This window comes from Nocardioides aestuarii, from assembly GCF_039527245.1.
GTDB lineage: Bacteria > Actinomycetota > Actinomycetes > Propionibacteriales > Nocardioidaceae > Nocardioides > Nocardioides aestuarii.
Genome location: NZ_BAAAJT010000002.1, coordinates 660,634 through 677,666, shown reverse-complemented (window position 1 = coordinate 677,666; position 17,033 = coordinate 660,634). Strand labels below are relative to the sequence as shown.

Here is a 17,033-nt window from a genome sequence, read left to right as displayed (position 1 = left end):
GCTCAGCCCTCGGCGAGCTCGGCGCTGACCGTGATCTCGGTCGTCGCGTCGTCGACGGTGAACACCAGGTCCCCGGTGATCCTGCCCGACGCCTTGAGGTCCTCGGCCGCCAGCTCGACCCGGGAGACGAGCTCGGCCGGACCGGTCACCTCGACCCGCGAGAGCGGGGCCTTCATCGAGACCTTGGCCTGCGACTTCGCACCGCGGATGCCGATCAGCGCGGTCGCGACCGCGTCGATGAGGGCGGGCGAGGCCGCGGCCGCGGAGCCCAGGTCGGCGCTCTCGGGCCAGCGGGCGTGGTGGATGGAGCCTTCCCGCCACCACGACCAGACCTCCTCGGTCACGTAGGGCAGGAACGGCGCCAGGAGCCGCAGCTGGACCTCCAGCGCGATCGCCAGCGTCGCGCGGGCCGAGGCGGTCCCGGGCGAGACCGACGCGGTGTCGCCGTCCTCGGTCGGGGTGTTGCCGTAGGCACGCTCCTTGACCAGCTCGAGGTAGTCGTCGCAGAACTCCCAGAAGAACTTCTCCGTGACCTCGAGCGCGCTGGTGTAGTCGTAGGTCGCGAACGCGTCGGTCGCCTTGTTGACCACGGTCTCCAGCCGGCCGAGCAGGGCGCAGTCGACGGGATCGCTGACGGCCGAGTGGTGGAGGTCGCTCGCGCCCATCCCGAGGACGAACCGTGAGGCGTTGAGGACCTTCATCGCCAGCCGGCGGCCGACCTTCATCTGGCTCTCGTCGAAGGGCGAGTCCATGCCCGGCCGCGCCATGGCGGCGCGCCAGCGCACGGCGTCGGTGCCGAACTTCTCCAGGATCTCGTTGGGCACGACCACGTTGCCCTTGGACTTCGACATCTTCTTGCGATCGGGGTCGAGGATCCAGCCCGACAGCATCGCGTGGCGCCACGGCAGCTGGCCGTGCTCGAAGTGGGAGCGGACGACGCGGCTGAAGAGCCAGGTCCGGATGATGTCGTGCCCCTGGGTGCACAGGTCCATCGGGAAGACCCGCGAGAACAGGTCCGGGTCGGTCTCCCAACCGCCCGCGATCTGCGGCGTCAGCGAGGAGGTCGCCCAGGTGTCCATCACGTCGGGGTCGCCGATGAAGCCGTTCGCCGCGCCGCGCTGGTCCTCGGAGTAGCCCGAGGGGGCCGTCGTCGACGGGTCGAGGGGCAGGTCCTCCTCGCGCGGCAGCAGCGGGTGGTCGTAGTCCGGCTCGCCGTCGGCGTCGAGGGGGTACCAGACCGGGAACGGGATGCCGAAGTAGCGCTGGCGCGAGATCAGCCAGTCGCCGTTGAGACCGCTGACCCAGTTCTCGTAGCGCGACTGCATGTGGGCCGGCGACCAGTCGATGTGGCGCCCGTCCTCGACCAGCTCGTCGCGGAGGCCCGCGTCACGGCCGCCGTTGCGGATGTACCACTGGCGGGTCGCGACGATCTCGAGCGGCTTGTCGCCGTTCTCGTAGAAGTTCGTCATCCGCTTCGTCGGCGTCGGGTCGCCCTGCAGGTCGCCGCTCTCGCGCAGCGCCGCCACCATCGCCTCGCGGGCCGAGAAGGCGGTCTTGCCCTTCAGCGGCTCGTACGCCGCCGCGGCGGCCTCGCCGGAGAGCCACTCCGGCGTCTCGCGGGACATCCGGCCGTCACGGCCGATGAGGGTGCGGACGGGCAGGTCGAGCTCGCGCCACCAGGTGACGTCGGTGAGGTCGCCGAAGGTGCAGCACATCGCGATGCCCGCGCCCTTGTCCATCTCGGCGGCCGCGTGGGCGAGCACGGGGATCTCCACACCGAAGACGGGGGAGGAGACGGTCTGGCCGAACAGCGGCTGGTAGCGCTCGTCGTCCGGGTGCGCGATCAGGGCGACCACCGAAGGGATCAGCTCGGGGCGGGTCGTCTCGATCTCGACGGTGCCACCCTCGGGCCGGTGGAAGGAGACCCGGTGGTAGTGGCCGTCGTACTCCTGGGCCTTCAGCTCGGCCTGCGCGACCGCGGTCTGGAAGGTGACGTCCCAGAGGGTCGGCGCCTCCTGCAGGTAGGCCTCGCCACGGGCGAAGTTGCGCAGGAACGCGCGCTGGCTGGCGAGCTGGGCCTGGGGGCCGATGGTCGTGTAGTGCTGCTTCCAGTCGACCGACAGGCCGAGCGTGCGCCACAGCTGCTCGAAGACCTGCTCGTCCTGCTCGACGAGCTGCTCGCAGAGCTCGATGAAGTTGGGCCGGCTGATCGGCACCTGGCGCTTCGGGTCCGGCTTCTCCGGCGGGGTGAAGTCCTCGTCGTAGGGCAGGGACGGGTCGCACCGGACGCCGTAGTAGTTCTGGACGCGGCGCTCGGTCGGCAGGCCGTTGTCGTCCCAGCCCATGGGGTAGAACACGCTCTTGCCGCGCATCCGCTGGAAACGGGCCATCAGGTCGGTGTGGGTGTAGCTGAAGACGTGGCCGACGTGGAGCGACCCCGAGACCGTCGGCGGCGGCGTGTCGATCGAGTAGACGTCCTCGCGCCCGGCGGTGCGGTCGAAGGCGTAGGTGTCGTCGGCCTTCCACTGCGCCGACCACTTCTGCTCGAGGCCCTCGAGTGCGGGCTTGTCCGGTACGACGACGGGCCGCGGCTCGGCGGTCGTCGGGTTCTCGGACGGGGGGAGGGTCTCGGTCATGGCAGGAAAGCCTAGTTGTAGCGCGCTGAGCAGGGAAAACGGGTTCGCGTCGGCCGCCGCCGACCGCCTAGCGTGAGCCCATGGCCAAGCGACCCAAGAAGCGTGCTGCGGACCGCGGGCGCAGGCGCCCGGAGAAGGGTCTGCCGGGGCTGGAGTTCCACGACGACCCCGCCGACTTCCTGAAGGCCGCGCGGGCCCACCTCGCGGCCGACCCGGTGATGTCCTCGGTCGTCACGACGATCGCCGAGCGCTCGGTCCGGGAGGACCGGGACGGAGCCGAGCACGACCTTCCCCACCGCTGGTGGGTCGTCGTGCGCGACGAGCTGGGCGAGGTCGTCGGCGCGGGGATGCGCACGGCCCCGTTCGCGCCCTACCCGCTGTTCCTCCTGCCGATGCCCTCCGACGCCGCCGCGGCGCTGGCCCACGTGCTCCACGCGCGCGGCGAGCACGTCGGGGGAGTCAACGGTGCCCTGCCCGCGGCGAACGTGTGCGCCGGCGTCCTCGCGATGCTGCAGGGGGAGACGGCGGAGGTGGTGCTGCGCAGCCGTCTCCACGAGGCGCGCACCGTGGTGCAGCCGCGGCCGGCCGCCGGTCAGCTCCGGCTCGCCCGGGAGGACGAGGCCGGTCTGGTGCTCGAGTGGTTCGCGGCCTTCGCTGCCGACGCGGCCGAGCAGGCAGGGCGGACGGAGGGTCCGGTCCACGACCTCGCCGAGGACGAGCAGGGCATCCGGCGCCGGATCGCCGAGGAGCGGCTCTGGTTCTGGGTGGACGAGGACGACACCCCGGTCCACCTCACGGGTCACAACCTCCCGGCGCTGGGATCCGCCCGGGTCGGACCGGTCTTCACTCCCCGCGAGCACCGGGGGAGGGGCTACGCCGGGAACGCGGTCGCCCGGGTCACCCAGCGGATCCTCGACGGAGGCTCGCGCGCCTGCCTCTTCACCGACCAGGCCAACCCGACGTCCAACGAGCTCTACGCCGCGCTCGGCTACGAGCCGGTGGTCGACATGGTCGAGATGGGGATCGGACCGGTCGAGCCCTAGACTCCGGAGCGATGACTGAAGCCGCCGCCGCGCGTCCGGCCGAGACCTATGCCGAGGTCGAGGACGCCCTGCTCTCCCGCTGGCCGGAGACCCGGCTCGAGCCCTCGCTCGACCGGATCCGTGCCTTCACCGAGCTCCTCGGAGACCCCCAGCGCGGCTACCCGGTCATCCACCTGACCGGCACCAACGGCAAGACCTCGACCTCGCGGATGATCGACACGCTGCTGCGCACCCTCGAGCTGCGCACCGGCAGGTTCACCAGCCCCCACGTCGAGAAGATGAGCGAGCGGATCTGCCTCGACGGCAGCCCGCTGACCGACGAGGAGTTCGTGCGCGCGTTCAACGACGTGGCGCCCTACACCCACCTCGTCGACAGCTCGGAGGCCCATCCGCTGTCGTTCTTCGAGACGGTCGTCGGGATGGCCTACGCCGCGTTCGCGGACGCGCCGGTCGACGTGGCCGTCGTCGAGGTCGGCATGGGGGGCGCGTGGGACGCGACCAACGTCGCCGACGGCCAGGTCGCGGTCGTGCTGCCGATCGGCGTCGACCACGCGCAGTACCTCGGCGACACGCCCGTGAAGATCGCCCAGGAGAAGGCCGGCATCATCAAGGCCGGTGCCGCCGTCGTCATCGCCCGACAGGAGTCCGACGTCGAGGAGGTGCTCCTCGCCCGCTGCGCCGAGGTGGGCGCCACCCCGGTCCGCGAGGGCGTCGACTTCGGCGTGGTCACCCGGGCAGCCGCCGTGGGTGGTCAGTTGGCGACGTTCCAGGGGCTGCGCGGGCGCTACGAGGAGCTCTTCCTCCCCCTCCACGGCGCCCACCAGGCTCAGAACGCGGCGGTCGCGCTGGCGGCGGTCGAGGCCTTCGCCGCCGACCAGCCGCTCGACGCGGACCTGGTCTCCTCGGCCTTCGCCCAGGTCACCTCGCCCGGCCGGCTCGAGGTAGTCCGACGCAGCCCCACGATCGTCCTCGACGCCGCCCACAACCCCCACGGCGCCCGGGCGGCCGCCGAGGCCCTCGACGACTCCTTCGCCTTCGACCCGCTGGTCGGGGTCATCGGCGTGATGGGCGACAAGGACCACGAGGGCGTGCTCGCCGCGTTCGAGCCCCACCTCGCTCACCTCGTCGTCACCCAGAACTCCAGCTCCCGCGCGATGCGTGCCGAGCGGCTCGCCGAGGCGGCCCGCGAGGTCTACGGCGACGACCGGGTCACCGTCGTGCCCCGCCTCGGCGACGCCATCGACGTCGCAGCCGGCATCGCCGAGGAGCAGACCGGTTCCTCGATCGGCTCGGGTGCGGTGCTCGTCACCGGTTCCGTCGTCACCGTCGGCGAGGCGCGCTCGCTGCTCAAGGGCACCCGATGAGCGAGCAGGCGGGGCGCTCGCCGCGGCGGGGCATGTGCGCTGCCGTCCTGTCCCTCGAGGGCATCGTCGTCGGGCTCTCGACCCCGGTGATGGCCACGCTCAGCGACGTGTCGCTCGGCACGGCGCTCGCCGTCGGGCTGGGACTGGCCGCCGCCTGCTTCGTGGTCGCCGGCATGCTCCGCTCCGAGGCCGGGTACGCCGCCGGGTGGGTCGTCCAGGTCGCCGCGGTCGCCCTCGGGCTGCTGGTGCCCGCGATGTTCGTGCTCGGCGGCATCTTTGCGGCGCTGTGGGCCACGGCCTACTTCCTCGGTCGCAGGATCGAGCGCGAGCGGGCGGAGCGCCTGGCCTACGAGGCCGGCACGTCCACCGACTCCTGAGCCCGTGACCGCTCGGCCCTCAGGGCGGGCAGGTAGAGCAGCGCGCCCAGCACGCTGAAGGCGCCTGCTGTCACCATCGCCACCGGGGTCGTCGTGGCCTCGGCGAGCAGGCCGAGCGGCGGGCCGAGGGCCGAGAAGGTCAGGAAGAAGACCATCGACCCCATCGACAGCACGGTCGCGCGGTTGCGGGCGCTCGCCTCGCGGTGCATGAGTGACTGGTGCATGGGGCCGGCGGCTCCGTGCATGCCGTTGGTGAACAGGAAAGCGGCGATCAGCCCGACCGGCCCGACGGCGAGCCCCATGGCCACCACGCCGAGGCCGTTGAGGACGCGCGCCGCGATGGCCGTCCGCGCCACGCCCCACCGCCGGCTGGCCAACCCGGCGAGGGCGGAGCAGGCGGCGAAGATGCCCCAGCCGGCGGCCGCGACCGGTCCCATGAGCGCGCCGGCCTGCTCCTCCCCGCCGACGAGCTCGGCGAGCCGGATCGGCTGGAAGGTCTCGAAGATGACGAGCGCGGCGGTCCAGAAGACCTCCACCAGCACGATGCAGCGCAGGACCCGGTTGCGGCCGAGCAGCGCCAGCCCCTCGCGGATCACGCCGGGGGCCTCCTTCACCGAGCGGGAGGCGCGGTCGAGCCCGGTCGCGTCGAGGTGGGTCCGGGGCTCCTTCATCAGGACCGAGACGGCGACGAGGTGGACCACGTTGAGCGACGTCCAGGCGAGCATCGGGAGCAGCAGCGCCGAGGCGAAGCCGAACGGGTTCCAGGCGACGAGGCCACCCGAGAGGACGGCACCGGTGGCCATCGAGGCGCCGAGCATGGTGCCGGCCGCGGCGAGGGTGCGGTCGACGTCCGCGCCCGGCTCGGTCGCGTGGACGGTGTCGACGTACCACGCCTCGAGCGGGCCGGAGTCGAGCGCCCGGAAGACGCCCTGGAGGCCGGCCGCCAGCACGAAGCCCCAGAAGGAGTCGGCCAGGATCATCACGGTGCTGCCGACGATGTTGACCGAGGCGGCCGCGACGAGCAGCGGCCGTCGGCCGAAGGCGTCGGCGAACCCGCTGGTCGGCAGCTCGAGCAGGAACACGACGATGCCCTGGAGGGCGAAGGCGGTGAGCGCCTGGGAGATGGTGAGGCCGTTCTCCACGACCCAGAGCGTGATCACGCCGACGACGAGGCCGACGGGGAACCACCGGGTGAAGGTCAGCGCCAGGAAGGCGCGGCGCGCAACGGTGGGCGAGAAGTGGTCGGTCATGACGGGTCCCCCGGGATGTCGTCGTCCATGGGCAGCAGGTAGGTGAAGGTGCGGACACGGATCGCGGCCGGGTCGCCCTCGCCGGCGTCGCGGTAGCGGCGCACGACGGCCCGGAGCTCCTCGGCGAGCGCCCGCGCCTGGTCCGGCGTCACCACGATCCCGTCGTCGGCCGAGCCGAGGGCGTCGCGCCACGCGGCCGGCCAGTCGCGCTCGGTCTGGTACCAGTGGTCGGCCCGCTCGACCATGCTCTCGGTGTAGTGGCGGGTCAGCCAGGTCATCGACGCCTGGGCCTCCTCGTCACCCTCGAAGTCGCTGGGGTGCCACTCGTGCCCGCGGGTGGAGGCCTCCCAGACCCTCCGCTTCCCCTCGCCGGTGTCGGTGTCGGCGACCAGTCCCACCGACTCGAGCTTGCGGAGGTGATAGCTGGTGGCGCCGGTGTTGGTCGTGAGCCGGTCCGCGAGCTCGGTCGCCGTGGCGGGTCCGTGGAGCCGGAGCTCCGACAGCAGCCGCGAGCGCAGCGGATGGGCCAGCACGCGCAGGGCCTGCGCGTCGAGGCGGAGGAGGTCGGTCACGGGTGCACAATAACTCTGCACAATGTCTGTGCACAAGTAGTGTGTACGACGAGGCAGGGCCGCGGTGGGCGACGGTCCGCGCCGTGGCTAGGCTCCGGGGCATGGCTGAGCAGACCCTCGAGCGCACCCTGGTCCTCGTCAAGCCCGACGGCGTCCGCCGGGGCCTCACCGGCGAGGTGATCCGCCGGATCGAGCAGAAGGGCTACACGCTGGTCCGGCTCGAGCTGCGCGACGCGACCCCCGAGCTCCTCGCGGCCCACTACGCCGAGCACGAGGGCAAGCCGTTCTACGAGCCGCTCGTGGAGTTCATGCTCTCCGGCCCGGTCGCCGCGATCGTGGTCGAGGGCCAGCGCTGCATCGAGGGCTTCCGCTCCCTCGCCGGCGCGACCGACCCGACCGCAGCGGCGCCCGGCACGATCCGCGGTGACCTCGGCCGCGACTGGGGCCTCGCGGTCCAGCAGAACCTCGTCCACGGCTCCGACTCGCCCGAGTCCGCCGCCCGCGAGATCAGCATCTGGTTTCCGAGCGCCGACTGACCCGCCGCAGGCGGGCCAGTCGTAGCGCGAGGAGGTTGAGGAGGACGCGGCACGCCGAGCCTGCGAGGCGGGCCGACCGTCCGTCTCGAAACCCGGTGAGCCTTCCTTCGGCCTGAAGCCCCGCGTGTCTCCCCAGTTCCGGGGAGACCGCTCCTTACCCTGCACACAGGGGGCACTCCTCGGCCTGTGGCAGAGCGTCGTACCCCCTCTTCCCCAGGTACGACGAGCACGAGGGTGGGCACCCCTATGGCGAACAGCTTCATCGGCCGCGACATGGCGGTCGACCTCGGCACCGCCAACACGCTCGTCTACGTCCGCGGCAAGGGCGTGCTGCTCGACGAGCCCAGCGTCGTCGCGCTCAACGACACGACCGGTGAGATCCTGGCGGTCGGCCACGAGGCCAAGCGGATGATCGGCCGGACGCCGGACAACATCACCGCGATCCGCCCCCTCAAGGACGGCGTGATCGCCGACTTCGAGGCGACCGAGCAGATGCTGCGGTTCTTCATCCAGCAGGTCCACCGCCGCCGCTACTTCGCCAAGCCCCGCATGGTCGTCTGCGTGCCGAGCGGCATCACCGCCGTCGAGCAGCGTGCGGTCAAGGAGGCCGGCTACCAGGCCGGCGCGCGCCGCGTCTACATCGTCGAGGAGCCGATGGCCGCCGCGATCGGCGCCGGGCTCCCGGTCCACCAGGCGACCGGCAACATGGTCGTCGACGTCGGCGGTGGCACGACCGAGGTCGCCGTCATCAGCCTCGGCGGCATCGTCACCAGCCTCTCCATCCGCACCGCCGGCGACGACCTCGACCAGGCGATCGTCGCGTGGATGAAGAAGGAGTACTCCCTCATGCTCGGCGACCGCACCGCCGAGGAGGTCAAGATGACCCTCGGGTCGGCGTTCCCGCTGCCCGACGAGCCCGAGGCCGAGATCCGCGGCCGCGACATGGTCTCCGGCCTGCCCCGCACCGTCGTCGTCTCCAGCGCCGAGATCCGGCAGGCGCTCGAGGAGCCGCTCCACGCCATCGTCGACGCCGTGCGCTCGACCCTCGACCAGACCCCGCCCGAGCTGGCCGGCGACATCATGGACCGCGGCATCGTGCTCACCGGCGGCGGCGCCCTGCTGCGCGGCCTCGACGAGCGGCTGCGTCACGAGACCGGCATGCCCGTCCACGTCGCCGAGGACCCGCTGGTCAGCGTCGCACTGGGCGCCGGCAAGTGCGTCGAGGAGTTCGAGGCGCTCCAGCAGGTGCTCGTCAGCGAGCCCCGGCGGTTCTGATGGGCCAGCGCGAACGCCGCTGGCGCAGCCTCGGTGACCTCGATGCCGACCGGCGCCGCCCCTCGCGGGCGTTGCTGGTCGCGCTGGTCCTGGCCTGCGCCTCGCTGATCGTCCTCGACGTCCAGGGCGACGGCGACTCGCCGCTCGAGCCCGTCCGCGCGGCCGTCGGTGAGGTCTTCGGCCCGGTCGAGAACGCCACGGCCGCCGTGGTCCGACCGATCGCGGCGATCCCCGACTTCTTCCGGACCCGCGACTCGCTGAAGGCCGAGCTGAGCTCGCTGGAGGCCGAGAACGCCGAGCTGCGCTCCCAGGTCGCGCGGTCGGGCTTCGACCGCAACCGGCTCGCCGAGTACGACGGGCTCACGGCCGCCGCCGACAACCTCGGCCAGGCGCTCGTGCCGGCCCGGGTGGTCGGCATCGGCCCCTCCCAGTCGTTCTCGCGCACGGTCACGATCGACGCGGGCTCCGACGCCGGGATCACCCCCGACCAGACGGTCCTCAACGCCGACGGCCTCGTCGGTCGCGTGCTCCGCACGACCCGCACGACCGCGACGGTGCTGCTGGTCATCGACACCGGCTCGGTCGTCGGCGGCCGGGTGGGGGAGTCGATGGAGATGGGCTTCCTGCGCGGCCGCGGCGACCTCGGCGCCGAGGGCAAGCTCGACCTCGAGCTGGTCGACCAGGCCGAGGTGCCGGCCAAGCACGACGCCGTCGTCACTTGGGGGAGCGACGGCGGGGCGCCGTACGTCGCCGGCGTGCCGGTCGGGCGCGTGACCAGCGTCTACTCCTCCATCCGTGAGACCGCCCAGCGGGCCGTCATCGAGCCCTTCGTCGACTTCGGCGCGCTCGACCTGGTCGGCGTCGTGGTGCCCTCGGGCACCCCGAGCGACCGGGCCGTCATCGAGGCCGACGGCGAGCTGAGGTGACCCGATGAGCCTGGTCCGTTCCCTGGTGGCCCTCGCGGCGGTCGCCGTCGCGCTGGTGCTGCAGGTCAGCGTCTTCCCCCACGTCGCGTGGCACGGCATCGTCCCCAACCTGGTGCTGCTCGTCGTCGTCGCGGCCGCCCTCACCCGCGGCGCCCAGTTCGCCGCCGTGCTCGGCTTCGCCGGCGGCGTCGTCCTCGACCTCGCACCGCCCGCCGACCACGTCGCGGGGCAGTGGGCCCTCGCCCTCGTCCTGGTCGGCTACGTCGCCGGACGGGTCCACGCGGAGCAGCGTCCCGCGGCGACGGCCGTCGTGGCCACCGTCGCGCTGTCCTCGTTCGTCGGCACCTCCGTCTTCGCGCTGTCCGGCATGGTCCTCGGCGTGACCACCTTCGAGGTCTCGACGCTGCTCCAGGTCATCCTCGTGGCGGTGGTGTGGGACGTGCTGCTCACGCCGTTCGTGCTGCCGCCGCTGATGACGATGTTCCGCAAGCTCGAGCCCGCGCGGGCCCTGGCGTGAGCACGACGCGATGAGCAGCAGCGACACCCGCAGCCGGCTCCGGCTGCTGGTCATCCAGGCCCTGGTCTTCAGCCTCTTCGCGACCCTCTTCGCCCGCCTCTACTACCTCCAGGTCGTCAGCGGCGACGCCTACACCGCTCAGGCCGCCAACCAGTCGGTCCGCGAGATCGTGGTCCAGCCGCAGCGCGGCCTCATCGTCGACGCCCAGGGCCGGCCGCTGGTCACCAACCGGATGTCGTGGGTCGTCTCCATCGACCGCACGCTGCTCGAACGGATGTCACCGGCCCAGCAGGCGAAGCTGGTCCAGCGGCTCTCCGACACCGTCGACCGGTCCCCGCGCCGGATCCGCCAGCAGCTCGTGACCTGCGGCGACGAGGGCAGCGTCCCCGGGGTCTGCTGGAACGGGTCGCCCTTCCAGCCCGTGCCGATCGCGCGCGACGTTCCCCAGCGGGTCGCGCTGCGGATCCTCGAGCAGCCCGAGGACCACCCGTCGGTCATCGCCGAGCAGCAGAGCGTGCGGGCCTACCCGGAGCCCTTCGGCATCAACCTCGCCCACGTGCTCGGCTACCTCAGCCCGATCACCGAGGAGGAGTACGACGCCGCCAGCGCGGCCGGCGACCGCTCGGTCAACGGTGCCTCGTCCGTCGGCCGCGCCGGTGTCGAGAAGCAGTACGACGCGTGGCTGCGCGGCATGCCCGGCTACCAGCGGGTGGCCGTCGACTCCCGTGGCCAGGTGATCGGCGAGGAGAGCGAGATCCCCAGCCAGCCCGGTGACACCCTCGTCACCTCGATCGACGCCAAGGTCCAGGGCGTGGTCGAGAAGCAGCTGGCCGAGACCATCCGGACCGCCAGGGCCACCCACGACGACGTCACCGGCCGCAACTACGTCGCCGACTCCGGCGCGGTCGTGGTGCTGGAGGCCGACACCGGGCGCGTGGTCGCGATGGCCAGTCAGCCGACCTACGACCCCGGCGTCTGGGTCGGTGGCATCTCCAAGAAGCAGCTCGCCCGCCTCTACTCCGAGGAGGCCGGCACCCCGCTCCTCGGTCGCGCGATGCAGGGCCAGTTCGCGCCCGGCTCGACGTGGAAGCCGTTCATGACCGCGGGCGCCATGACCCACGGCTTCGGCCCGGACACCCGGCTCGACTGCTCCTCAGGCTTCACCGTCGGCAACCGCGTCTTCAAGAACTACGAGTCCGGCGCCTACGGCTCGATCGGCTTCGACCGTGCGCTCGAGGTCTCCTGCAACACCTTCTTCTACCGCGTCGGCTACTACTACTGGCAGAAGTACGGCTCCGACGTCGACGACGTGAAGGCGAAGGACCCGCTGGTCGCGGAGGCCAAGGAGTTCGGGTTCGGCGACGAGACCGGCATCGACATCCCGGGGGAGGCCTCCGGCCGGATCGCCGACCGTGCGTGGAAGCGCGACTACTGGAAGCAGATGAAGGGCTACTACTGCGACATCGCCGCCAAGCCCCAGGACGCGAAGACCAGCGACTTCGTCTACCTCTTCGCCAAGGAGTTCTGCGTCGAGGGCTACGCCTACCGGGCCGGTGACGCGGTCAACTTCGCGATCGGCCAGGGAGACACGATCGTGACCCCGCTCCAGCTCGCGCGGGCCTACGGCGCCCTCGCCAACGGCGGCACCCTCTACGAGCCGCGCGTCGCCAAGGCGATCGTGAGCTCCGACGGCACCGTCCTGAAGCGGTTCGCGCCCAAGGTCGACTCGAAGGTCGACGTGCCCACGTCGGTCCTCGGCTACATCGACCGCGCCCTCCAGGGCGTCGCCCGCCAGGGCACGATGGCCTGGCGGCTGATCGACTTCCCGCTCGACCAGGTCACCATCCGCGCCAAGACCGGCTCCGCCGAGGTCTACGGCAAGCAGTCGACCTCGTGGGTGGCGTCCTACTCGAAGGACTACGTCGTGGTGATGATGGTCAGCCAGGGCGGCACCGGCTCGGGCACCTCCGGCCCGGCGATCCGCAAGATCTACGAGGCCCTCTACGGCATCGACGGCACCACCGTCGACGCCTCCCGTGCCGCGATCCCGGGCGTCGTCGCCCCCGGGACGCTGCCGACCTTCGCGAAGGACGGCTCGATCCTGCCGCCGGCGCCCCGGGGGTCGCGATGAGCATGCTCCGTACGCCGCGGGCGTCGACGCTGCGCGTCCCGGGTCTCGACTGGCTGCTGATGGCGGCCGTCGCCGGGCTGCTGGTGATGGGCACGCTGCTGGTCTGGTCGGCCACGACGGCCCGCGACGACCTCACCGGCGGCGACCCGACGACCTACCTCCGCAAGCAGCTGGTCAACATCGCGATCGGCCTGGTGCTGATGGTGATGGTCATGGCGACCGACCACCGCTGGGTCCGGATCCTCGCCCCGGCGGTCTACGTCGCCTCGCTGGGCGGCCTGGTCCTGGTCCTGACCAACGGGTCGACCATCAACGGCTCGCGCTCCTGGGTCCAGCTGGGCGGGCTCTCGATCCAGCCGGCGGAGTTCGCCAAGCTGGCGGTGGTGATCGGCATGGCCCTGGTGGTGGCCGAGCGCGCCGAGGGCCGGCGGCGCCGTACGGTCGACTGGATCGACGTCGTGCTGATGCTGCTCATCGCCGGCGTCCCCGCCGTGCTGATCCTGCTCCAGCCCGACCTCGGCACCATGCTCGTGCTCTCGGCGACGGTCTTCGGCGTGCTCGCGGCGTCCGGCGCGCCCCGGCGCTGGTTGGCGCTGCTGGCCGGCAGCGGGGTGGCGGTCGCGCTCGCGGCGGTCGCGCTGGGACTGCTCGAGGACTACCAGGTCGACCGCTTCCTGGCCTTCACCAACCCCGAGCTCGACCCGCGCGGCGCCGGCTACAACACCGAGCAGGCCCGCATCGCCGTCGGCAACGGCGGCCTGTTCGGCGAGGGCCTCTTCCAGGGCTCCCAGACCCACTCCGGGTTCGTCCCCGAGCAGCACACCGACTTCGTCTTCACCGTCGCGGGGGAGGAGCTCGGCCTGGTCGGGTCGGGGCTCCTGATCCTGCTGCTGGGCGTGCTGATCTGGCGTGCCCTGGTCATCGCCTCCCGCGCCGACGACGTCTTCGGCCGGATCGCCGCCGCTGGCATCGCCTGCTGGCTGGGCTTCCAGGCCTTCCAGAACATCGGGATGTGCCTCGGCATCATGCCGGTCACCGGTGTCCCGCTCCCGCTCGTCTCCTACGGCGGCAGCTCGATGTTCGCCGTCATGCTCGCCGTCGGCCTGCTCCAGAACATCCACGTCCGCACCGCCACCAGCCCTGCCGCCCGCCTCGGCCCCCAGGCCCGGGTCCTCGTCCGCCGCTGACCGGGCAGTCCCCGGCCCTTCCGGGCTGCCGAGCGGGCAATCCCCGGCCCTTCACCGGTGCCGACCGGGCACTCAGGGGCTGACGGTGAGGACGAGGAACGAGGCGAAGATCGCGAGGTGGAGGCCGCCGGCGAGCGGCTTGGCCCGCCCGGGCACGACCGTGAGCACACCGACCACCACCGAGAGGAAGAGCAGCACCATCTCGGTGCTGCCCAGGCCCAGCGCGAGCGGCCCGTCGAGCCAGATCGAGGCGATGGCGATGGTGGGGATGGTCAGCCCGATCGAGGCCATGGCGCTGCCGTAGGCGAGGTTGAGCGCGATCTGCGTACGCCGGCGCATGGCCGCGCGGACCGCGGCGATCGACTCCGGCAGCAGGACCAGGAGCGCAATGATCACGCCGACCACGGCGTGGGGGAGGCCGGCGGCGTCGACGGCGGTCTCGATGGGCTTCGACTCGACCTTGGCGAGCCCGACCACGGCGACCAGGGAGACCAGCAGCAGGGCGAGGCTCGTCAGCGCCTCCCTCCCGCCCGGGGGGTCGGCGTGGCCGTCCTCGTCCTCGTCGGGCGCGGTGCCGCCGTCCTCGACGGGGAGGAAGAAGTCGCGGTGGCGGACGGTCTGGGTGAAGACGAACATCAGGTAGACGCCGAGGGAGGCGACCGCGGCGTAGGCGAGCTGGCCGCTCGTGAACTCGGGACCCGACGCCGACGTGGTGAAGCGCGGCAGGACCAGGGTGAGGGTGGCCAGCGTGATCACGGTCGCCAGGGCCGAGCCGGTGCCCTCCGGGTTGAAGACGGCGAACTGGTCGCGCAGGGCCGCGACGACCAGCGACAGTCCGACGATGCCGTTGACGGTGATCATCACGGCGGCGAAGACGGTGTCGCGGGCGAGCCCCGCCGTACCCTCTCCGCCGCTGACCATCAGGGTCACGATGAGGGCGACCTCGATGACCGTCACCGCGACGGCCAGGACCAGCGACCCGAAGGGCTCGCCCACCCGGTGGGCGACCACCTCGGCGTGGTGGACGGCGGCGAGCACCGCGCCCATGAGGAGCGCGGCGACCACGAGCAGCACCAGGTCGCCGGGGGAGCGACCCCAGGTGAGGACGAGCGCGACCACCGCGACCACGGGGACGGCGACCGTCCACCCGAACCGTCCCCGCACCATCTCGCTGACCATGACCGAAAGCCTAGGGAACGGCCGGTCGCTCACCTCGTCGGCAGCGTGAAGCTGAACGTCGCCCCGCCCTCGTCGTTGTTGCGAGCGCTGATGCTGCCGCCGTGGCGATCGACGATCCGACGGCAGAGGGCGAGCCCGAGACCGGTGCCCGAGTAGGAGCCGCGGTGGGCGTCGGCACGGTGGAACTCCTCGAAGACCTTCTCCTCCTCGCCGGGCGGCAGGCCGATGCCCCGGTCGCTGACCTCGACCCGCACGAAGTCGGGCTCGTCGTCGGCCACCGACCGGATCCGGACGTGGGGCCGCTCGCCCTCGGGGCAGTACTTCACCGCGTTGCCGACGAGGTTGGCGAGGAGCTGGGTGGTGAGCACCCGGTCTGCCTCGACCGTGTGGTCGATGTCCAGCTCGAACCCGGGGGCCCGGCCCGCCGCCCGTCCGTACGACGCCACGACCTCGTCGACGACCGTGGCCAGCTTCACCTCGGTCCGGGTCAGCACACCGTCGCGCTGGACGGTGTAGGTCAGCCAGTCCTCGATGACCTGTCGCATCCGGTTGCTGCTGACCTGGGCCCGGGTGATGAACTCACCCGCGCGGTCGGGCTTGCCGGCCGTCAAGGTGTCCTCGGCCATCTCCAGCCAGCCGTGGAGGCTGGCGAGCGGGCTGCGGAGGTCGTGGGCGACGACGCCGGCGAAACCGGCGAGCTCGCTGAGCCGCTCGCGGTTGCTGGTGACGTCCGAGAACAGCACGACGGTGCGCCCGCCGCGGTCGCCCAGCGGCCACGACGTGACGTCGAGCAGCCGGTCGCCGACGCGCAGCTCGCCGCGGTAGGTGCCGCCGGATCCCCACGCGAGGTCCTCCGGGTCGACGGGACTCCCGTCGGGTGCAGTGAGGCCGAAGTAGTCCACCCAGTTGCGGGCTCGACCGACCGGGATCGGGCGTCCCATCAGCTGGCGCGCCGCTCCGTTGTGGAGCGCGACCGCACGGTCGGGGCCGAGCACGACGAGGCCGTCGGACATGGTCTCGAAGACGGTGCCCAGCAGCACCGCCTGCTCGGAAGCGGCCCCGCGCTGCCGCTCGAGCTCGGCCGTCGCGGTCGTGCGCTGGTGACGGAGGATCGCGAGGTGGACGGTGATGAAGGTCGCCGCGGTCACCAGGGCGTCGATGATGACGGAGGCGGGGAAGAAACCGTCGTAGTCGAACTGGTTCGTCGGGCTGAGGGTCGCCAGCGCCGACAGCATCGCGATGACGAGGGCATAGACCGCTGCCCCGCGCGGGGCCAGCAGCGATCCCCCGACGAGTGCCGGCAGCAGCAGGAACCACGTCAGCGGGAGCGACGGGTCGAGGTAGGTCAGCCACACGCAGACCGCGCCGAGCGGCAGCAGGGCGACCACGGCCCAGCGCGGCGCCCGCTCGACGACCTCCTCGTCGAAGTGGAAGATCATCATCAGCGTCACGCCGGCGACGTAGGCGTAGACCGTGCCGCGCAGCACCCACCACAGCGTCAGCCGGTCGAGCTGGCCGAGCTCGACGCCGGGGAAGCCGCCCACGAGCGCGATGAGGAACGAGACCACGACCGAGAGGCCGAGCAGTCCGAGGTTGGCGGTCTGGGTGACCGGCGCCATCGTCGTACCGGTCCGGAGCCGCGCGTAGAGGACGAGGAGCAGCAGGCCACCCGCGACGTTGGCGAGTCCCATCCACGCGAGGTCGACCGGGTCCCAGCCGAAGGCGAGGCCGACGCCGGCGAAGAGGGCGAGCTGGGCGGCGAGGTGGCCCGCCACGGCAGGCTCCGGGCGGCTGCGTCCGTCCCAGACGACGGAGGTCCACAGGAAGGCCGTGGCGTGGGTCGCCCACATCTCCGTCGGCGTGCCGGCGGGTGGGACGACCTGCAGGCCGAGCACCGTGAAGGCGCACGACAGCGCCACCACGAGCGCCAGCCGGCGTCCGATGGCGGTGCCCACAGTGATCCCCACGATCCCCACAGATCCCAACCTTCCGGTTGCCCGAAGGGTAGGTCGTGGGGGCGGGTCCCCGCAGCCGCTTGGC

The 17,033-nt window shown here is 72.1% G+C and carries 14 protein-coding genes; 9 read left to right on the top strand and 5 right to left on the bottom strand.

The window, feature by feature from the left end; genetic code table 11:
- Positions 1–2: 2 nt before the first annotated feature.
- The gene (gene valS, locus ABD091_RS03360; RefSeq protein WP_343915732.1) at positions 3–2,636 is read right to left on the bottom strand and encodes a valine--tRNA ligase; all 2,634 of its coding nucleotides are present in this window, start codon (positions 2,634–2,636) and stop codon (positions 3–5) included.
- An 80-nt stretch (positions 2,637–2,716) separates the two neighbouring features.
- On the opposite strand from valS, the gene ABD091_RS03355 reads away from it, so the two are divergent.
- From ABD091_RS03355 to ABD091_RS03345, 3 genes are read left to right on the top strand one after another with little or no spacing between them, the layout of a single operon-like run.
- Entirely contained in the window at positions 2,717–3,679 is a 963-nt protein-coding gene (locus ABD091_RS03355) for a GNAT family N-acetyltransferase (protein ID WP_343915731.1), read from the top strand.
- 11 nt (positions 3,680–3,690) lie between these two features.
- Positions 3,691–5,043: a bifunctional folylpolyglutamate synthase/dihydrofolate synthase gene (locus ABD091_RS03350; RefSeq protein ID WP_343915730.1), complete on the top strand. Its 1,353-nt coding sequence runs from the start codon at positions 3,691–3,693 to the stop codon at positions 5,041–5,043.
- Positions 5,040–5,420, top strand: a complete 381-nt coding sequence (locus ABD091_RS03345) for a DUF4233 domain-containing protein (protein ID WP_343915729.1) — start codon at positions 5,040–5,042, stop codon at positions 5,418–5,420. The genes ABD091_RS03350 and ABD091_RS03345 overlap by 4 nt, the downstream gene beginning before the upstream one ends.
- Here ABD091_RS03345 and ABD091_RS03340 read toward each other — a convergent pair.
- Positions 5,390–6,670, bottom strand: a complete 1,281-nt coding sequence (locus ABD091_RS03340) for an MFS transporter (protein WP_343915728.1) — start codon at positions 6,668–6,670, stop codon at positions 5,390–5,392. The genes ABD091_RS03345 and ABD091_RS03340 overlap by 31 nt on opposite strands.
- Positions 6,667–7,242, bottom strand: a complete 576-nt coding sequence (locus tag ABD091_RS03335) for a helix-turn-helix domain-containing protein (RefSeq protein ID WP_343915727.1) — start codon at positions 7,240–7,242, stop codon at positions 6,667–6,669. Before ABD091_RS03335 ends, ABD091_RS03340 begins: the two co-directional genes overlap by 4 nt.
- Positions 7,243–7,343: 101 nt before the next feature.
- Here ABD091_RS03335 and ndk point away from each other — a divergent pair, with 101 nt between their 5' ends.
- From ndk to rodA, 6 genes are all read left to right on the top strand, one after another.
- Entirely contained in the window at positions 7,344–7,778 is a 435-nt protein-coding gene (gene ndk, locus ABD091_RS03330; RefSeq protein ID WP_343915726.1) for a nucleoside-diphosphate kinase, read from the top strand.
- Positions 7,779–8,024: 246 nt separating this feature from the next.
- Positions 8,025–9,053, top strand: coding sequence for a rod shape-determining protein (locus ABD091_RS03325; RefSeq protein ID WP_343915725.1), 1,029 nt, complete (start codon positions 8,025–8,027; stop codon positions 9,051–9,053).
- On the top strand, positions 9,053–9,979 hold the full coding sequence (gene mreC, locus ABD091_RS03320; RefSeq protein WP_343915724.1) for a rod shape-determining protein MreC: 927 nt from the start codon (positions 9,053–9,055) through the stop codon (positions 9,977–9,979). The genes ABD091_RS03325 and mreC overlap by 1 nt, the downstream gene beginning before the upstream one ends.
- A gap of 4 nt (positions 9,980–9,983) precedes the next feature.
- Entirely contained in the window at positions 9,984–10,496 is a 513-nt protein-coding gene (mreD, locus tag ABD091_RS03315) for a rod shape-determining protein MreD (protein ID WP_343915723.1), read from the top strand.
- Between the two features lie 10 nt (positions 10,497–10,506).
- On the top strand, positions 10,507–12,627 hold the full coding sequence (gene mrdA, locus ABD091_RS03310) for a penicillin-binding protein 2 (RefSeq protein ID WP_343915722.1): 2,121 nt from the start codon (positions 10,507–10,509) through the stop codon (positions 12,625–12,627).
- Positions 12,624–13,814, top strand: a complete 1,191-nt coding sequence (rodA, locus tag ABD091_RS03305) for a rod shape-determining protein RodA (RefSeq protein WP_343915721.1) — start codon at positions 12,624–12,626, stop codon at positions 13,812–13,814. The genes mrdA and rodA overlap by 4 nt, the downstream gene beginning before the upstream one ends.
- A 72-nt stretch (positions 13,815–13,886) precedes the next feature.
- Here rodA and ABD091_RS03300 read toward each other — a convergent pair whose 3' ends face one another.
- Positions 13,887–14,993 (bottom strand): calcium:cation antiporter, encoded by a 1,107-nt coding sequence (locus ABD091_RS03300; protein ID WP_343915720.1) that lies wholly within the window; start codon positions 14,991–14,993, stop codon positions 13,887–13,889.
- Between the two features lie 29 nt (positions 14,994–15,022).
- Positions 15,023–16,960, bottom strand: a complete 1,938-nt coding sequence (locus ABD091_RS03295) for a sensor histidine kinase (protein ID WP_343915719.1) — start codon at positions 16,958–16,960, stop codon at positions 15,023–15,025.
- Positions 16,961–17,033 lie beyond the last annotated feature (73 nt).